Genomic DNA, 17,250 nt, shown 5'->3' with positions numbered 1-17,250 from the left:
TCGGAGGTGTCGGCGAGACGAACCCGCCGGCACGGGCCATCAGCGGCCGATCACCTTCTCGATATAGGCCGGCTGGATGAAGGCTTCGAAGTCGGCGCGCGGCAGCAATTTCGGCAGGCGCTCCTGCTTCACCAGAAAGTCGGCGGTCGCAATCAGCGTGTCGACGAACCTGCCCTTCTTCGCGCTTGTGCCGAGATATTCCTCGGTAAGCTGCTGGTTGCAAGGAACCATGCCGGTGCCCTTCATCATTCGAGTAGCGTCCGGGAGCGGCAGCGACAGCTCCTCCGCAATGATCTCGGCCGTCTTCTCCGGGTTCTTCAGCCAGAAATCGATCCCCTCGCACTCGGCCTTGATGAACTTCTCGACATAGGACGGATACTTCTCGGCGAACGCATTCATGACGACGCCGATGTCCCAGGTCGGGTAGCCACGCTTGGCCATCTCGCCCGAGGTGACGAGTATCTTGCCGCCGTTCTTCACGACCTTGTCCAAATTCGGCTCCCAGAACCATGCAGCGTCGATGTCCCCGCGAAGCCAGGCGGCAGCAATGTCGGAAGGCGCGAGGTCGATGATCTTCATCGAAGCGGGGTCGACGCCTTCGTCCTTCAGCGCCTGGAGCAGCAGGTAATGTGTCGTCGACCCGAAGGGGGCAGCCACCGTCTTACCCTTCAGATCCTTGAGCGAGGTGATGTTCTTGTCGCTACGAACCACCATCGACTCGACATAGTCGAGCATGTTGATAACCAGGATGCCCTTGATCGGAAGCGCGCGGGTCGCGCCGATTGCGGTCGGCGGATTGCCGAGACCGCCGAAGTCGACGTCATTGCCTGCGATCGCGCGCAGCATGTCGCCGCCGCCTCCGGCCTTGACGTATTTGATGTCGACGCCCGGCATCTCCTTGGCGAGCAGGCCGAGATGCTTGGTGACGAGTTGCGCGTTCACCAAGTTGAGATAGCCGACGGTCACCTTGGTCGGCTTCTCTTCGGCGCGCGCAGCGGCCGAGAGCGCCATCGTGGCAATGACAAGCGTAGCAAGAAGTCTCTTCATCATGTCGATCTCCCCTCGATCAGGATTGGATGTCAGGCCCACGGCATCAACAGTTTCGCGATGCCACGCATCATGAGGTCCAGCACGACCCCGGTAAATCCGAGCACGATCAGGCCCATGATCACCACGTCGGACAGCAGGAATTTTGCGGCATCCCAGATCATCCAGCCGATGCCCGCTGAGGCCGCGACGATCTCGGCGGCGACGAGAACCGTATAGGTGAAACCAAGCGAGATGCGCATGCCGGCGAGGATCAGCGGTCCCGCTGCGGGCAGATAGACGTGGAAGAGCAGGTGACGCCGGGTCGCGCCAAGGGATTGCGCGGCACGCACGTAGACGGGATCGACGCTGGTGACGGCCTGGATCGTCGAGATGACGATGCCCGGCAAACCGGCGAGGAACAGCAGCGATAGCTTCGAGCTCTCGCCGATGCCGAGCCACATCACCAGAAGCGTATAGAGCCCGAGGGGCGGCAGCGGCCGGTAGAACTCGATCAGCGGATTGAGCAGCGCGCGTGCATTGCGCGACACTCCCATGAGGACCCCGAGCGGGATGCCGATGAAGCAGGCCAGTGCGAAAGCAGTTAGGATGCGGTAGAGGCTTGCGCCGAGATGCTGGGGTAGCGTCGCTCCCTGGTAGCCCTTCGTCATGGTCTTGACGAACGCAGCCCAGACCGTTTGCGGCTTCGCCAGGAACAGCTCGTTAGCCCAGCCCACTTCCGTGACGATGGCCCAAGCGGCCAACAGCACGGCGACGGTGACAGTCGAGAGCAGAAGCGATCGCGAGACCTTCGGGATGTTCAGCCGCAGACTGCCCCGCTGCGTGCGATCGACAGAAATCGGAATCTCCATGGGGCTCGCCTCGACGCTCATATGCGCACTCCCAAGATCTGCATGATGGTCAGCGCGTAGATCCGCGTCGCCATCACCGACTTGGTGATCGAGATGCTCTCGTTGTCGACGGCCCAACCATCCTCACCGGGACCAAAGGTCACCGCGTTGATCCCCGCCTCGCGAAAACGGATGGTATCGTTGAAGGCGTTCTTGCGATTGACCCCGGGCTCGCGGCCCATCAACCGCCGGTAGACCGCACGAAGCGAGCGGCAAGGCTCCTCTTCGACCGGCACCGGTTGGGTCGCGTTGACGAACAGTGAGCCGGGCACCTGGCGCACCTCGACCTTGACGTCGTTGGCACCCGCTAAAGTCGCTTGCCCGAGACGCTCGATGTCGGACATCACGCTGGCGAGCGTCATGCCCGGCACGATGCCGACCACCGCAAGGGTGATGGTGCAGGCATCGGGTGAGAACTGCATCTCGCCGGGCAGGCCACCACGGATGCGCACCACGGAGCAACATGGTGGCGTATGCCCCATGAACTCGCTGGGAAGGTGCGTGAACGCCATCTCCTGCAGCCTCGGCAGCAGCTTCGCCGCCTCCATGATGGCGTTGACGCTGATGTCGGGACGCCAGATATGCGACTTGATGCCCTGAACCGTGACCTCGATCAGGCAATGGCCGGAATTGGCCACCGAGAGGTTCATGCCCCAGTCCTTGCTGACATCGCCCCAGGCGGTCGGCTCGGCCGTGATCTCGTAGTCGGCGGTGAGGCCGACCTTCTCCAGCATATAGATCGAACCCTCGGTGCCGTTGCGCTCCTCGTCAACGGTGTAGCAGCACATCAGCGTGCCATCGAACTTCACACCTTCTTCGATCAGGGCCTGCACCGCGAGCAGCGATGCCGCAAGATTGCCGCGCGTGTCGGAGGTGCCGCGGGCATACAGCAAATCGCCATGACGCGTGGCCTTGAACGGATCGAAATCCGTCATGTGCCATTTCTCCGGCTCGACGACGGGGTAAGTATCGAGGTGATCGTTGAGGATCAGCGACGGCGCGCCCTCCCGCCCCTTCAGCACGCCCAGCACATTGGGCCGGTGCGGCTGTGCACTGTGCTTGGTGACCACCATGCCGAGGGCTTCGAGCTTGCCCGCAACCAGCATGGAGATCGCCTCCTCCTCGGCGGGCGGCAGGTCGGGGTCGAGCGGATTGCCGGACCGCGGTTGACCGGTACGGATCAGCTCCGTTGCCAGTTCAAGCCAGCGCTGCTCCGTGATGCGCGACAGCACGCGCTGTTCGAGATCGGAGTAGGGCGGAGTGAGAGGCATCTGCATGACGGGTTCCGTTGACTCACAGCGCCGGCCGCGCCGCTTCGTTGCAGGACCTTCATTGCAGCGAATGTGCCAACTGCCGGGTAAGCCCGTCCGGGCGCAAATACTGACGGAAATTCAATGATTTGGAGCAAAATCGCGGCGGCGCAAATTTTTGCGCGCCAGCTGCGCTTGGCCAAAGACACAGCGCTGGCTGAACAGACCAGCCGCAGCGGGTGGAGGGCCGCGCGCCTGGTCTCGTCCGCGCCTAATCGTCCGCGTACTCGTCCTCTTCACGCTTGCGCGTCGCGCTTTTGCGCGCACCGAGCGAACCGGTCACGGACGGATCGCGCGCATTGGCATAGGGACTGCGCGAATGCGCACGCGAGGCAACCTCTTCGCCTGAGACGGCGGCGGGCTGGCAGATCAGGCGGCGGCTGGCGCGGCGCATCAGATCGACGTGGATGTGATCGTAGTGATGGACGTTCGACCCCGGCGCAAGAACGGTGGTGAAATGCGCGCAGGCGCCCGACTGCACGTCGCGCAGGAATGCCTGCTCCTCCGGCATGCCGCGCCAGCCGTCCTTTACGGTGACACGGCGGCCGTCGACAAGCACGAAGGCGGAAATGTCGAGCGCATTGCCGAAGGCGTGCTCGGAGATGTGGGCGCGCGAGTTGCCGTTCATGCCGCGGCAGGAATAAGCCGAGATCTGCTTGATCTCGGCGACGCGGACGCCGAACCAGCGCATGGCCGAGGGCTGCACGGTGTCGGCGAGCCAGCGGTCGAGCTCGGACACGATCGGACAGGCCAACGTCGCGGTCGGCTTGATCGCAACGGGACCGACCGCGGTGACGGGATTGCCCTGCGCCGGGCCAAGACGCGGCAGCGGCTGCTGTGCAGGCGCCTGCGAGTAAGGTGCGGGATTCGCGGGCCGTGCGGGATAGCTCGGCGCATTCATGTAGCGAGAAGCCCCCGCGGCATCGGTGCCCTCGGGCGGCAGATCGATTTCGTCTTCCTCCGGCGCGACGCCGGGCGCGTTCAGCGACATCGGTCCCGACGAGGTGCCATAGCCGGACGGCTGGCGCACCGCACTCTCGGGATAATTCGGCCGTTGCGGATAGGAGGATGACGGATAATTCTGGCTCTGCGGATAATTCGACCGCGGCTGCGTCACCGGCCAGCGCGGCTGGCCCCCGACGCTGCCCGGCGGGCGCAGCTCCTCGTCGGCAAAGCCATAACTGCCGGAGGCCTCGCCGAGAGCGGCGACTTTGAGGGGAAATTCGGCGCCGCACTGACCAGGGCCGGAAATGGGATCGATCCGGACGAGATCCGGTCCCTCCTTCACCGCACCCGATTTCAGGCAAGCGGCTTCCGCCTCGGCCCGCCAAGGTTCGCGTTCGGCCTGGAAGAAGCCGCGTCCGCAACCCGCTAGCGAAACAAGGACGATGGAGCCGACGAGATACAAACGAACTCCGCGCGTCATGCACGCACGTTCGGTGAATTTACTTAAAGACTCTTCAACACGTTGATTTCATGTTTCTTTAACCATGCCGGCTGTGCGCGACGAAACCTCGGCAGGCCTGAGCGACAGCAAGACTGACTTTTTCGGAAACGCACTTTCTGTTAACCATGAGGTCGCGCGCCAAGCAGCGCGCGTTGAGGGAGGGACCTCATGACCTTCGCCGGGAGACTGAGCGTAGTCACCGCGTACCTCGCCATGGCCTTCGTCGGCGCCATCGTGCTCGGCATGATCTAGACTCATCAAGCGCGTCGGGACGGCTTATCGTGACGAGCTACGACCGTGCGCCCCACTGCCGCGATGTCGTGATCCGTTGCTCGCGGGGCTCCTCGACCCGCGTCCAGTCGTTGCCCGAGCACCAGAAGCGGCCGATCGCGCAGGCCTCGACATGGAGCGTGCCGGAGCTCTTCAACGTCATCGTTCCATAATAGGTGCTGCCGCTGGAACGACTGTAGATGCTGCCGGCCCAAACGTCGTGCGTTCTCGGCTTCATGTTGACGAGCACGCTCTCGCCCCTGTTCGACGCCTCCGTGAGCGCGAAACCGCACAGCGCCGGTCCGCAGCGTTCGATCCGCACCGTCCCCTTGGCACCCGGGCTTTCCCATTCGCCGAGCGGCGAATAGGCCGGCTCGTCGTCGCTGCGCTGTGCGGCCGGTGCCGCCTGCTTGATCTCGAGCCTTGGCGCAACGACCGGCGGCTCCATGCGCGGGGGGTCGAGCGTAATAGTCTTCGGCGGATCGACGCGCGGCAACTCAATCCGTGACGGCGCGGGCGGCGGCGCAACCGGCTGCGACGTCGTTGCGGCAAGGACGGGGGCGGGAGCTGGCGGCGGTGCCGCGACAACGGCCGCCTCGGGCGGCCGGATCGGCGCCACTGGATAGACCGGCTGCGGCGCCTGGGCGAGCGGCGCGGGCGGCGGAACGGGCCTGGTGTCGACATCCTCCGCGCGCCGCAGGCTGCGATGGGAGGAAATTGAAACGCAGGAGGCGGATCGGCAGCTCCTGGGCGACTCGACGTGAAAGCGGTGGCCGCCGATCGAGAAGGAGTAGGAACCGGCCTCGGCCGCGGGCACGACCGCCATCAAAGCGATCAATGTGCCAAGCGAAGTCACAAGCCGGATCATCGGCGTCTCCTGTCGTGTCGCGGCAAAGTTATGCGGATGAGGCGCGGCTGAATGTGCGCTGCCTCACCCAGACGCTGGCGAACCGTTGTGACGCCCATCACAGAACACCTGAGCGGCCCGGCGTAGGGTCGAACCACGCTTCATCCACCAGCGACTCCGGTCCATCTCGGACCACGCCATTTTCGGAGGTTGTCATGAACAAGCTCACCATCGCCGCCACTGCGCTCTTCCTCGCTTCGACCGCCGCCGCACATGCCGGCGGCAATTCGATCTCGTTCCAGATCGAGGGCCAGCACATCCGCATCGAGACGCCGCGCAACTGTGCCTCGCTCAACTGCGTGACCATCGTCGCGCCGGGCCTGTCGGACAAGCCGATCAAGCTGAACAACATCAACCTCAAGGGTCTCGGCGGCTCCAAGGATGATGACGTCGATACCACGCCGGCTCCGGCGACGACCGCGCAGCCCGCGCCGGCTCCCGTGCAGCAGCAGCCTGTGCAACAGGCGCCGGTTCAGGCGACCGCACCGGCAGCTCCCGCCGCGCCCGTGACGGCCGCAACCGCCGCGCCATCCGTCAGCTTCGACAACACGATGCAGCCCGCACCGGCCGCGGCGCCTGCTCCTGCTCCTGCACCCGCGCCGGTCGCGGTTGCTCCCGCGCCTGCCCCTGCCCCGGTGGCCGCTGCGCCCGTGGCCGCGGCGAACTCGCCGATCGGCGTCTGGGCCACCGAAGAGAACAAGGGCAATGTCCGCGTCGAACAGTGCGGCACCAATCTCTGCGGTTACGCCGAGAAGACCAATGCGCGCATCCTGATCAACATGAAGCCCGAGGGCTCAAAGTGGAGCGGCCGCATCCACGATCCCGATTCCGGCCGCAACTACGACTCCACGATCGCCATGAAGGGCCCGAATGCGATGCGCGTGCAGGGCTGCGCCTTCGGCGGCATGTTCTGCGGCGGCCAGACCTGGAAGCGGGTGAGCTGATAAAACGAGGGTGTCGTCCCACAGCATCTCAATCCCGGGCGATGAAAGACATCGACCCGGGATTTTCGCGCGACAGCCTCACTCTATCCCCTCACCCAGAGGAGCCTGCAGAGCAGGCGTCTCGAAGGCCCGGATCAGCACGGGGGGCCTGCATGGTTCGAGACGCGCGCAAAGGGCGCGCTCCTCACCATGAGGGGATAGAGCGCGGTTGAACGTTCGCCCTCCTGCCACACATGTTCATCCACCATTCAGCTCAATCCGGCTGATATTGCCAGATCTCGCCTCGCGTTCTGATCGGGACTTCCTCGTGACATCAATGCTGGCTTGGCGCCGCCTCTTGTTCGCGCTTGCGCTGCTGGCATTGCCGCTGGCAGGCGGCAGCGTGGCGTATGCATCCGATGCAATCGAGCTCGCCCAGGCGCAGCCGCAAGCGCAGCCGACACCGGATCCCTCCCCGACTCCATCGGCTTCCCCCGCCCCCGCGCCAGACGCGCAACCCACCGCCGTCGAGCCGATCGGCAACGTCGCGACCGTGGCGGGCATCGCGACCGTGATCCGCGACAAGAATTCCTATCCGCTGCGCGTCCGCGACGACATCTATCTCAACGACGTCGTCCAGACCTCGTCGAACTCCTCGCTTGGCATCACGTTCAACGACGCGACAACGTTCAACCTCTCGGCCAGCGCCAGGATCACCATCGACAATTACGTTTACGAGGACGGCGGCAAGCAGAACTCGGGAATCTTCGACGTCGGCAAGGGCACGGTCGCCTTCGTCGCGGCGGCGGTGGCGAAGACCGGCAACATGAAGATCACGACGCCGACGGCGACGCTCGGCATCCGGGGCACCACCGGCGTCATCGACGTGCCTGAAGGCGCGGCAGCGAACGGCGCGCGCAACGTCAACATCAAGCTCTATCCCGACGCCGATGGCCGCGTCGGTCACATCGACGTCGACGACCGCACCAGCGGCACGCGGCTCGGCGCGCTGACGCAAGCATCGAGCGGCTTTGCGATCCGTCCCGGCGCGGCCACTGCCGGAACCATGCGCTTCGCCGCGGTACGATCGCGCCGCAGCAGATCGCGCGCGACCGCGGCTTCGTCGGCCAGGTGCATCTGGCGCAAACCACGGGCCGGCAGATCGTCAACGAGCAGCGCGACTTCCGCCGCGCCAATCCGACCGCGCTCAGCCGCATTCCGCGGCCGGCGCAGCCGCCGCAGCAGCAGCAATTGCGACCCAACGCGGCGCCGGGACAGCAACCGCAGCGGCCGAACGGCCAGCCCGGCCTGAACAACCGTCCGGGTCAGCAGCAGCCGGGCACACCGGGCCGACATCGCGCTCAGCCACCGCAGCGGCAGGGACAACAAGGCGGCGCTGTGCAGCCGGGGGCGCCGCGCGCGGGTCAAGGTCAGCAGCAGCAAGGCCAGCAGGGACAGCAGCACGGCGCGGGGCGTCCAGGCGGGCCGCGCACCGGCGCGCAGCCCAACGGGACGCCGCAAACCCAGCCGCAACGTGGTGGACAGGGCTCGACGCAGCCCGGAGGTATTGTGCCGCCGCAGCCTAGCGGGACCAATCCGCAGCAAGAGCTGCCGCGCACCGGCATGCAGCCCGGCCAACCACCCGCGGCTCAACGGCCAGGCTTGCAGCGCCCGGACGGATTCCAGCAGCGCCTCCCCGCCGCGCAGCGTCCGGCGGTGCCGCGAAGGCAAGCGCCAGCTCCAAAGGAGAAGAAGGAGCGGTGGTGATTGTGCCGCCCCTCACCCTGAGGATTGACGTCAATCGCGATCAGCCTGCTCCTCTTCGTCATTGCGAGCAGCGAAGCAATCCAGAGTCCCTCCGCGGAAAGATTCTGGATTGCTTCGCTGCGCTCGCGATGACGACTTGGAGAGCGCTTGGCGATCTCGCCATCCTAAGTCGCGGACATTCTCGCACCCGCAAGGACGAGCAAACTCACGCCTCGCCGCGCAGCCAGGTCCGCACCTTCTGAAACAGACCGTGTCGCAGCTCGTCAGCGGCTTCGGCCGGTGTCGCCGTGTGCAGTGCTGCATCGGCGTCTTCTGCGGCCAACGGCGGCGTCGGCTCCGGATCGGGCGACGGCGCCAGCCCCGCAGCCGCGAGCGCGATCGGGCCAATTTGCGTGAGGAACACGCGTTCATATTCGCGCGACAGCCGCGCGATCGCATCGTCCAGTGTCAACCAGTCGACCCCCTTGATGTCGTTCATCAGCTTGCGGACGGGACCGCCCTCGGCCTCCATGCGCCAGAAATGCACGACCTTCGAGCGCCCGCCGGATTGGTAAACGAGCGTGCCGAGGAATTCGTGCACGGCGACGTCGTGGCCGGTCTCCTCCATCACCTCGCGATGCGCAGCTTCCTTCGGCGTCTCGCCGTCGTCGAGCTTGCCCTTGGGCAGAACCCATTCGTTGCGCTTGCGCTGGCGCACCACCGCGATCAGCGGCAAAGCGCCTCGCCGCAACACAATACCACCCGCCGCCATCACCGGCGCCCGCGCCATCAGCAATCCGTGGGTCTAGAATCGCCCCCACCGACGATATAGGCCCCGGGCGCGGCGGATTGAAGGCTAGTTTCTTTTCAACAGAGCTTGACCTGCGCGAATGCGCGTGCCCTCGGCGATGCCGTCGCAGAACGTGAAGTCGCCGGGCGCGAGCATGATGATGGTCGAGCCGTGCTCGAACCAGCCAAGCTCCTCGCCCTTGGTCACGCTGACGTCGCAGGGAAAGTTGACTGGACCGCGCGTCTGCGCGTTCAGCACCATATCCAGGAAGTGCAGGCGGATGCTCGCGACCAGGATGGCGGCGACCGGCACCAGCGTCACGGCTTCGCCCGTCGCCAGATGCGTGCGGATCACCGCACGCTCGTTCTTGCAAAACAGACGCTCGACGCGCTTGAGCGCTATGGGGTTGACGTTCCAGACATCGCCATGAATCAGCGTGACCCGCTCGATGTGCCCGTCGTAGGGCGCATGGAAGCGGTGGTACATGCTGGAGGTCAGCCGCAGCGTGACGAAGAGGCCATTGCGGTGCTGATCGACCAAAGCTGAATCGCCGAGCAGGTCGAGCAGCGAATACGGCGCGCCCTTGACCTGGAACAGCTCGGTGTCGGCGATCTTCCCGTGAGCTCCGACGATGCCGTCGGAGGGGCTGGCGACGACCGACGGATTCGGATCGAACGGCCGCAGCCCCGGCTTGAGCTCCCGGGTGAAGCAGTCGTGCAAGCTGTTGAAATGCGTCTTGCGCGCCTCCGACAGATCGAGGTCGGAGAACAGCTTCCACAGCGCGATCGAGAAGTCCCGCACAAACGGGTTCTCGATCTTGGAGTACCAGCCCATGAAACGGGTCAGCGCCGCGCGGGGAATGCGGTTGGTCAGCAGGAAATTGAGGTCTTCCTGCTGGGTGAAAGAGGCGATGAGGGCTTTGACTGTCATGAATCTGTTAGCTCACAGTATTAGCGCTTGTTGACATGGAAACGACACTCCCGATTCTCTCGCTGTCCGTGGCCGCCGCAGCGTCCGCTGCCGCCGTCCTCCCGAAGCTGAAAGCGCGGATCGAACTCTCCCGCGCCAAGCACCGATCGCTCGCCGGGCACTCCAAGATGTCGCGCCGGGTGGCAAAGCTGCTCCCGTTCTACGAGTTCGAGGGCGATCGGTATTTTGGCTGCGACGGCGCGCCTGACAACGTGGTCAAGCAGCGCAAGGACGCCTTCTTCCGCCTTGCAGCTCTCTATGCCGATCGCTACCCCAAGGGCCGCGCGATGACGAAGGAAGCGGCGGAAACAATCTCCGACCTGAACTTCACCGAGTGCTACCGCGTGCCGTTCCAGTTCTCGCGTCTCGTGCGCGAGTATCTCGGCACTTCGACCTTCATGGAATCCTCGAGTGGCGTCACCGTCACGGATGTCGACGGCAACACCTCGTACGATCTCACGGGATCTTACGGCGTCAACATCTTCGGCAACGACTTCTACAAGGAGTGCATCGAAGGCTCGGAGAAGCGCGCGCACGCGCTCGGCCCGGTGCTCGGCCCCTACCATCCCGTCATCCTCGAGAACGTGCAGCGGCTCTGCCGGATCTCGGGCCTCGACGAGATCTCGTTCCACATGTCCGGCACCGAGGCCGTGATGCAGGCCGTGCGGCTGGCGCGCTACCACACCAGGCGTACCCATCTTGTTCGTTTCGCCGGCGCCTATCACGGCTGGTGGGACGACGTGCAGCCCGGCGTCGGCAACCCCATTGCCGCGCACGAGACCTACACCCTCGCCGAGATGTCGGAGAAGACGCTGCACGTGCTGAAGACGCGCGAGGACATCGCCTGCGTACTGGTCAATCCGCTGCAGGGCCTGCATCCGAACGGGAATGCGCCCGGCGATTCCTCGCTGGTCGATTCCTCCCGCGGCGGCAATTTCGACCGGACGGCTTACACCGAGTGGCTCGCGAGGCTGCGCGAAGTCTGCACCGAGCGGGGCATCGTGCTGATCTTCGACGAGGTGTTCGTAGGCTTCCGGCTCGCCCCCGGCGGCGCCCAGGAATATTTCGGCGTCAAGGCCGACATGGTGACCTACGGCAAGAGTCTCGCCGGAGGCCTGCCGGTCGGCGTGGTCTGCGGCAAGCGTGAACTGATGCGCCGCTTCCGCGACGATCGTCCCGCCGATATCTGCTTCGCCCGCGGCACCTTCAACTCGCACCCCTACGTCATGACGGCGATGGACGAATTTTTGAGCCGGCTCGCCAGCCCGAACTTTCGCGCCATCTATGACGGCCTGGAGGCGACCTGGAACGGCCGCGCCGAAAAGCTCAACCAGATGATGACCGACGCCGACCTGCCGGTGCGGCTCGCCAACTTCTCGTCGATCTGGACGGTGAAATACACCACCCCGTCCCGCTACAACTGGATGCTGCAATATTACCTGCGCGCCGAAGGCCTCGCGCTGAGCTGGGTCGGCACCGGCCGGCTGATCTTCAGCCTCAACTACACCGACGCCAACTTCACTGAAGTCGCCGAACGCTTCGTCCGTGCCGCCGAGAAGATGAAGGCCGACGGCTTCTGGTGGCACGACGGCGTGCTCACCAACAAGCAGATCAAGCGGCAGATCCTGAAGGAGATGCTGGCCAAGCGTTTTGGGCGCTGAGCCCGATTTCTCTAACTCCGTCACGGCCGGGCTTGTCCCGGCCATCCACGCATCACCACACGATGGCTCCAGGACGTGGATGCCCGGGACAAGCCCGGGCATGGCGTAAACCATGGACATTCGCAGACTGGGCGGCGGCACGCTCAGGCGTGCTGCTCTTCGCGTGTGGGCTCGCCGATCAGGCCCAGCGTATGCTCCGGATTGAGGTGCAGGCCGGGATCCATCAGCTCGCCGCGCATCAGGGCGAGCGGGGCGCTGCGATAGAGCATCAGGTCATGGAACGGGTCGGTCAGGATTTTGGTCATCCAGACGAGGCCGGTCTCGACGTCGCGGATGAAGAAAAGGTGCACGGTGCGGAACAGAAGACCGCCACCGCCGACCACAAGCCAGATCTTGGCAACCTCCCGCATGAAATCGGTCGCGCTCACCCAGGGCGTGAACAGGCCGAACAGCGTCGGATCGACCAACAGCACCAGCGGCGAGGCCGCCCAGATCGACATCAGCACCACCTTGCGCTGAAGGTTGTAGCCGACCTTGATCTCTTCCTTGTGCTCGTGCGTCGCCTGGTTGATGTGGTCATAGCCGTGCGGCTCGAAGAAGAAGTGACCGGCCTGGCGCGACGTCATCGAGACCATCCAGCCGACCAGCGCGGAGACGACAGGATCGATGAACAGCCAGACATAGGCGAAGAGGAAGCTCAGCGCGCTGACGAAGTGCAGGCTCTGATTGATGCGGCTGTGGTGATAGTAACGATGGTCGTCCCAGCGCTGGATCCGCAGCTGCTCGAGATAATTCTTGATCATGCTCTCCCCCAAAATGCCTTCAGGTACGGGATTTAAAGAGATTCGATGTAGGCCGTATGACATCATCATCTTGTCATGTGCCGATGTGCAGCGGTGCGATGGACGCATGCGACGCGCAAGCTTCGGCTCACGCCGCCTTGGCGACGTCGACCTTGCGGAAGCGCACCAGCGAGAAATGACCGAGCGGCGGAATCAAACGGCGCTCGGCGAGCTCGATGCCGTGGGCGCCGGCCAGCCACTTCGCATAACGCGACCAGGCGAACTCGGCGGTGCGGAAGCCGAGCGGACGCACCACCGGCTGCAGCTTCTGCTCGATGAAGCGGCGCATGCCGGCATCCGCGCTGACGCGGGTGAGGATGATCAGCTCGCCGCCGGGACGCAGCACGCGGGCGAACTCGTCGAGCGCCTTTTCGGGGTTCGGCACGGCGGTGACGACATATTGCGCCATCACCACGTCGAAGGAATCGTCAGAGAATTCGAGCTTCTCGGCGTCCATCACCGCGAGGCCCTCGACGTTCTTCAGCCCACCCTCGGCGACGCGCCGACGCGCCTTGTCCAACATTGCCTCCGAAATGTCGGTGCCGAAAATGCGGAGGTTCGGGGCATAGAGCGGCAGCGAGATGCCGGTTCCGATGCCGACCTCGAGCACGCGGCCGCCGATCTTGTTGGTGGCCGCGATCGCCGCCTGCCGGCCCTTGGCGAACACGCCGCCAAACACGAGGTCGTAGACGGGCGCCCAGCGGTCATAGGCTTGCTCGACCGCGCCACGGGTGAGGTCGAGCTGCTGAGCGCCGTCAAGGTTCATGATCTTGGCCATGGTTGAGGTTCTCGCTGTGGTTCAAAACGGAGAGGTCAACCGCGCACCGGCCGCCGCGCCATGCGAGGCGAGGCGCGCAAGGCACGGCTGGGCTGAAGTGAGGTGAGATTGCCGATGAACTGGCGCGCACTGTTCTCCCAGGAGCGCTCCAGCGCGAAGTTGCGGCAGGTCTCGCGCGACATGGTGAGTGCGCGCAGGCACGCGGCGCGCAGATCGTGATCGATCGCGCCGATCGGATGATCGGCGATGACGTCTTTAGGACCCGTGACCGGAAACGCCGCAACCGGCGTGCCGCAGGCCAGCGCCTCGAGCTGCACCACGCCAAACGTATCGGTCAGGCTCGGAAACACGAACACATCGGCCGCCGCGAGTTGCGCGGCGAGGTCGGCGCCCATCTTCTCGCCGAGGAAGACCACGTCGGGATATTTCTTTTCAAGCGCTGCCTTCTGCGGACCGTCGCCGACGACGACCTTGGTGCCGGGCAGGTCGAGCGAGAGGAATGCTTCGAGATTCTTCTCTAGCGCCACGCGGCCCATGGTCATGAAGATCGGACCCGGCAGATCGAGCCTGGCCGGAGCGTCGGGATGGAACAGCTCGGTATTGACGCCGCGGGTCCAGAAGCCGAGCCGCTTGAAGCCGCGCTCGGACAGCTCCTGCCGCAGCGAAGGCGTCGCAACCATGGTCATGGCGGCGGCATCGTGGAAGTGGCGCAGCACGGCATAGCCGACCGCCGCCGGGATGCCGGTCCGCACCGAAACATATTCCGGAAAGCGCGTAGTGTAGGAAGTGGTGAAGGCAAGCCGGTTGCGCCGGCAATAGGCGCGTGCGGCCCAGCCGATCGACCCTTCGGTTGCGATGTGCAGCGCTTCCGGCGCGACCTTCTCGATCCGCCGCGCGATCTCTTTGCGGCTCGGCAGCGCGATGCGCAGGCCCGGATAGGTCGGCAGCGGGCAGGACCGAAAGCCGTCCGGCGTCAGGAAGTCGATCTCGACATCGAGGGCCTTGGCCGCGTTCGCCAGCGAGGTCAGCGTCCGCACCACACCGTTGACCTGCGGATGCCAGGCGTCAGTCGCGATTAATACCCGCATGGGAAAATCCCGAGAGTTTGATGATTCTCAGGCATCGACCATCAACGAAGGATATTTCAGGCGTGTGACGTCATGGAAGTGTCGGCGGGCCGTTTTGTTCGTTAACGGGCCGGCACGGCCACGAAACTGTCATGAAACAAACCTTGCCGTGACGAAACCGTTTTCGGTTTCCCGCGCAAATGTCCCGAAACGTTTCGCCGTTAGTGATCTACGCAACGGAGCACCGAAACGGTGCCGCGGTGATTAACGACACCGAGCAGACAGGGGCGATCAAATGTTCAATATGGATACCTTCAAGACGTTTTCGCGCGCCGCTGTTTTTGGCGCAGTCGCGGTTTCCGCAATTGCTCTCGCAGGCACGGCGAAGGCCGCGCCCGTGCAGCTCTTCCCCTTCTTCCAGCCGCTGCCGCCGCTCGCCGCGCCGCAGCCGTTCCAGCCCTATCAGCCCTATCAGGCGCCGAGCTACCAGACCGAACCCTCCGAGGATCAGGACGCGGTCGAGACGCCGGCGCGCTTCCGCCGCCAGACCGTTGCCTACGCGACGCGCGAGGCGCCGGGCACCATCGTCATCGATACGCCCAACACTTATCTCTATTACGTGCTCGGCAATGGCCAGGCGCTGCGCTACGGCATCGGCGTCGGCCGCGACGGCTTCACCTGGTCCGGCGTCCAGTCCGTGACCCGGAAGGCCGAGTGGCCGGCCTGGACTCCTCCGCCGGAGATGATCGCTCGCCAGCCCTATCTGCCGCGTCACATGGCCGGCGGCCCCGGCAATCCCCTGGGAGCCCGCGCCATGTATCTCGGCGGCACCATCTATCGGATCCACGGCACCAATGCGCCCGACACCATCGGCAAGCGCGTGTCATCCGGCTGCATCCGCCTGACCAATGACGACGTGTCCGACCTCTATTCCCGCGTCAACGTCGGCACCAAGGTGATCGTGCTGCCGATGACGGAGCGCCGTGCGGATCTCGGATCTGCCACGCGCTAGCATAAAGCTGGTCACATAGAGCTAGTGGGCTCCGGCATCGCGGGAGCCGTTTGCAAAGCAGCTGAGCTAGTACCTGACTGAGCCGCTACTGGTTCTGCGAAACAAGGGGCTTTGCGACGGCAGGCTCTGGAGAGGCCGGCTTCTTTATGGAGATTCGTCCGCACATCCAGCTACGGCTGGTCATCGCGGCATTTATCCAATCGAAGTCATCGTATGCGATCAACTTGCTCAAGGCCCCCGTTTCGGTAAAAATCGGCTTGAGCAACGCCACATTCTCGATGCCGAGACTAGCGTCATCCTTGTCTGCCTTGAATGCAAAGAGAAGCGTTTTGCCGCCATCGAGCTTCTGACCGAGATTCGTTGACTGATAGCAACCGAAGCGCCGGTAGCCTTTTTCGATGAAATATGCCGCAAGGGCCGGTCCTGGATAGTCTTTCGGGTCTCCGCCGAAAAATTTGACGACAGATTGGTCGTCGAGGCTGACCGGCTCCCTGAGGGTCTTCGAAAAAGCAACTTGGTCCGAAGCTGCCATCGTATCGACCCGCGTCAATCGTGACAGTGCGTCTGTGAAGCGCTTCATGCGCGTATCGTCGTATTCGGGCTGGTATGGCACCTCTAGAGGCACAGCGGAATGCTCTGCCTTGGCTTGTTCCACCGACAGTATCTGATCCCTTCTGCTGGCGAATTCCCAAAGGCCTTGCTTGATCGATGCCGCCGCGACTGCATAGTCTTTGCCGAGACACTGGCTTGCCTGGGCTGCCGTTAGTTTAGAGCGAATGCCCTTATACGCCAACGCATACGGTATATCGTCCTCCTTGGAAAATCCGAGTGCGAGGAGATCGGTGGCAAGATCAGTGCACTGTGCGAGATTGTTGCTGTCAATCTTTTGAAGTGATGTATCGATCTGCTTCCGAAAGAACTTCATCGCTGTATCGCCGCCGTTCTTGATGATGGACGGCACGTAGGTGACTTTTATCTTCACACTGCTGAATGCCGTTCTGACTTCGTAATCCCCCGGACGAAGGTTGATGCTGACGGGATAATTCTCTTCAGTATTGAGGGCTAAAAGGGTCTTCTTGAGGGGATCTTCTGTATTGCCGAACGCGGTCAGTTGATCCTTAGTTGGGCCACTCAAATTGCCGTTGAACATTGCCCAGAGCGGCGGAATCAGTCCGGCGATTGCGTAGCCAAGGCTAAGCAGAACGCCAGGCTGATTCTGGGTTGAATAGTTGGCATACGCCTGGAGGTACAAATCTGGGCCACCGGTTAGGTACTGCGTGGCTAAGCAACCAGTTCGATTGTCGATCTTCACGACCCCTTTGGTGATTGCGAAGACCGGCAAGAATGCGACACCGCTCGTCGGGAACGTAGCGTTTCCATTGGCGTCAGTGGCGGCGAGCTTGTCGTTGATCACGATGAAATGGCTAGATGTGGCATCTTGCCTGATGAAAAGGTTGGCAGCCTGCCCGCCGCCGAGATCCGCCCGCGCCTGGCAGCTGAAACTAACCTTGTAAATCCTTTGTTCGCTAAGCGGGGCGTTCGTCGGTGGATAGAAGAGTTTCAGATCCATCGCGGAGAGCTGCGCGGAGGC

At 63.8% G+C, this 17,250-nt stretch carries 14 protein-coding genes and 1 pseudogene; 4 read left to right on the top strand and 11 right to left on the bottom strand.

What is annotated here, in order from left to right; translation table 11 throughout:
- Positions 1-39: 39 nt before the first annotated feature.
- The 5 genes from IVB28_RS05965 to IVB28_RS05945 all read right to left on the bottom strand — a co-directional run bounded on the left by IVB28_RS05965 (position 40) and on the right by IVB28_RS05945 (position 5,832).
- Positions 40-1,050 carry an ABC transporter substrate-binding protein gene (locus IVB28_RS05965; RefSeq protein WP_247525103.1) on the bottom strand — a complete coding sequence of 337 codons (1,011 nt, stop codon included), beginning with the start codon at positions 1,048-1,050 and terminating at the stop codon, positions 40-42.
- A gap of 29 nt (positions 1,051-1,079) precedes the next feature.
- On the bottom strand, positions 1,080-1,919 hold the full coding sequence (locus IVB28_RS05960) for an ABC transporter permease subunit (protein WP_247525102.1): 840 nt from the start codon (positions 1,917-1,919) through the stop codon (positions 1,080-1,082).
- Complete coding sequence (locus IVB28_RS05955; RefSeq protein ID WP_247525101.1) at positions 1,916-3,214, bottom strand: M20 family metallopeptidase; 1,299 nt, start codon at positions 3,212-3,214, stop codon at positions 1,916-1,918. The genes IVB28_RS05960 and IVB28_RS05955 overlap by 4 nt, the downstream gene beginning before the upstream one ends.
- A gap of 244 nt (positions 3,215-3,458) precedes the next feature.
- Positions 3,459-4,673: an extensin family protein gene (locus IVB28_RS05950; protein WP_247525100.1), complete on the bottom strand. Its 1,215-nt coding sequence runs from the start codon at positions 4,671-4,673 to the stop codon at positions 3,459-3,461.
- Between the two features lie 310 nt (positions 4,674-4,983).
- Entirely contained in the window at positions 4,984-5,832 is an 849-nt protein-coding gene (locus tag IVB28_RS05945) for a DUF2147 domain-containing protein (protein ID WP_247525099.1), read from the bottom strand.
- Positions 5,833-6,026: 194 nt separating this feature from the next.
- On the opposite strand from IVB28_RS05945, the gene IVB28_RS05940 reads away from it, so the two are divergent.
- Complete coding sequence (locus tag IVB28_RS05940) at positions 6,027-6,815, top strand: DUF2147 domain-containing protein (RefSeq protein ID WP_247525098.1); 789 nt, start codon at positions 6,027-6,029, stop codon at positions 6,813-6,815.
- Positions 6,816-7,131: 316 nt separating this feature from the next.
- A pseudogene (locus tag IVB28_RS05935) lies at positions 7,132-8,561 on the top strand (FecR domain-containing protein).
- Between the two features lie 205 nt (positions 8,562-8,766).
- Here the strand turns inward: IVB28_RS05935 and IVB28_RS05930 are convergent.
- Both IVB28_RS05930 and asd read right to left on the bottom strand, forming a co-directional pair.
- On the bottom strand, positions 8,767-9,330 hold the full coding sequence (locus IVB28_RS05930; RefSeq protein ID WP_247525097.1) for an NUDIX hydrolase: 564 nt from the start codon (positions 9,328-9,330) through the stop codon (positions 8,767-8,769).
- A 66-nt stretch (positions 9,331-9,396) separates the two neighbouring features.
- Positions 9,397-10,260 (bottom strand): archaetidylserine decarboxylase, encoded by an 864-nt coding sequence (gene asd, locus IVB28_RS05925; RefSeq protein WP_247525096.1) that lies wholly within the window; start codon positions 10,258-10,260, stop codon positions 9,397-9,399.
- 35 nt (positions 10,261-10,295) lie between these two features.
- Here asd and IVB28_RS05920 point away from each other — a divergent pair, with 35 nt between their 5' ends.
- Complete coding sequence (locus IVB28_RS05920) at positions 10,296-11,960, top strand: aminotransferase class III-fold pyridoxal phosphate-dependent enzyme (RefSeq protein WP_247525095.1); 1,665 nt, start codon at positions 10,296-10,298, stop codon at positions 11,958-11,960.
- A gap of 143 nt (positions 11,961-12,103) precedes the next feature.
- Here IVB28_RS05920 and IVB28_RS05915 read toward each other — a convergent pair whose 3' ends face one another.
- The 3 genes from IVB28_RS05915 to IVB28_RS05905 all read right to left on the bottom strand — a co-directional run bounded on the left by IVB28_RS05915 (position 12,104) and on the right by IVB28_RS05905 (position 14,668).
- Entirely contained in the window at positions 12,104-12,763 is a 660-nt protein-coding gene (locus IVB28_RS05915) for a hypothetical protein (RefSeq protein WP_247525094.1), read from the bottom strand.
- A gap of 127 nt (positions 12,764-12,890) precedes the next feature.
- Positions 12,891-13,580: a methyltransferase domain-containing protein gene (locus tag IVB28_RS05910; protein WP_247525093.1), complete on the bottom strand. Its 690-nt coding sequence runs from the start codon at positions 13,578-13,580 to the stop codon at positions 12,891-12,893.
- A gap of 35 nt (positions 13,581-13,615) precedes the next feature.
- Positions 13,616-14,668 carry a glycosyltransferase family 1 protein gene (locus IVB28_RS05905; RefSeq protein WP_247525092.1) on the bottom strand — a complete coding sequence of 351 codons (1,053 nt, stop codon included), beginning with the start codon at positions 14,666-14,668 and terminating at the stop codon, positions 13,616-13,618.
- Positions 14,669-14,942: 274 nt separating this feature from the next.
- Between IVB28_RS05905 and IVB28_RS05900 the strand changes: the two genes are divergently transcribed.
- Positions 14,943-15,659, top strand: coding sequence for a L,D-transpeptidase (locus IVB28_RS05900; RefSeq protein WP_247525091.1), 717 nt, complete (start codon positions 14,943-14,945; stop codon positions 15,657-15,659).
- Between the two features lie 85 nt (positions 15,660-15,744).
- On the opposite strand, the gene IVB28_RS05895 is transcribed toward IVB28_RS05900, so the two are convergent.
- Positions 15,745-17,229 carry a hypothetical protein gene (locus IVB28_RS05895; protein WP_247525090.1) on the bottom strand — a complete coding sequence of 495 codons (1,485 nt, stop codon included), beginning with the start codon at positions 17,227-17,229 and terminating at the stop codon, positions 15,745-15,747.
- Between the last annotated feature and the right edge of the window lie 21 nt (positions 17,230-17,250).

The sequence above is a fragment of the Bradyrhizobium sp. 199 genome, from assembly GCF_023073355.1.
GTDB lineage: Bacteria > Pseudomonadota > Alphaproteobacteria > Rhizobiales > Xanthobacteraceae > Bradyrhizobium.
This window is presented reverse-complemented; position numbering and strand designations above follow the sequence as displayed.

What these genes read in the sequence shown, in the direction of transcription:
- IVB28_RS05945 (WP_247525099.1), bottom strand. Translation starts at nt 5,832, where the DNA reads ATGATCCGGCTTGTGACTTCGCTTGGCACATTGATCGCTTTGATGGCG.
- IVB28_RS05915 (WP_247525094.1), bottom strand. Translation starts at nt 12,763, where the DNA reads ATGATCAAGAATTATCTCGAGCAGCTGCGGATCCAGCGCTGGGACGAC.
- IVB28_RS05900 (WP_247525091.1), top strand. Translation starts at nt 14,943, where the DNA reads ATGTTCAATATGGATACCTTCAAGACGTTTTCGCGCGCCGCTGTTTTT.
- IVB28_RS05930 (WP_247525097.1), bottom strand. Translation starts at nt 9,330, where the DNA reads ATGGCGCGGGCGCCGGTGATGGCGGCGGGTGGTATTGTGTTGCGGCGA.
- IVB28_RS05965 (WP_247525103.1), bottom strand. Translation starts at nt 1,050, where the DNA reads ATGATGAAGAGACTTCTTGCTACGCTTGTCATTGCCACGATGGCGCTC.
- IVB28_RS05905 (WP_247525092.1), bottom strand. Translation starts at nt 14,668, where the DNA reads ATGCGGGTATTAATCGCGACTGACGCCTGGCATCCGCAGGTCAACGGT.
- IVB28_RS05950 (WP_247525100.1), bottom strand. Translation starts at nt 4,673, where the DNA reads ATGACGCGCGGAGTTCGTTTGTATCTCGTCGGCTCCATCGTCCTTGTT.
- IVB28_RS05955 (WP_247525101.1), bottom strand. Translation starts at nt 3,214, where the DNA reads ATGCAGATGCCTCTCACTCCGCCCTACTCCGATCTCGAACAGCGCGTG.
- IVB28_RS05920 (WP_247525095.1), top strand. Translation starts at nt 10,296, where the DNA reads ATGGAAACGACACTCCCGATTCTCTCGCTGTCCGTGGCCGCCGCAGCG.
- IVB28_RS05910 (WP_247525093.1), bottom strand. Translation starts at nt 13,580, where the DNA reads ATGGCCAAGATCATGAACCTTGACGGCGCTCAGCAGCTCGACCTCACC.
- asd (WP_247525096.1), bottom strand. Translation starts at nt 10,260, where the DNA reads ATGACAGTCAAAGCCCTCATCGCCTCTTTCACCCAGCAGGAAGACCTC.
- IVB28_RS05895 (WP_247525090.1), bottom strand. Translation starts at nt 17,229, where the DNA reads ATGGATCTGAAACTCTTCTATCCACCGACGAACGCCCCGCTTAGCGAA.
- IVB28_RS05960 (WP_247525102.1), bottom strand. Translation starts at nt 1,919, where the DNA reads ATGAGCGTCGAGGCGAGCCCCATGGAGATTCCGATTTCTGTCGATCGC.
- IVB28_RS05940 (WP_247525098.1), top strand. Translation starts at nt 6,027, where the DNA reads ATGAACAAGCTCACCATCGCCGCCACTGCGCTCTTCCTCGCTTCGACC.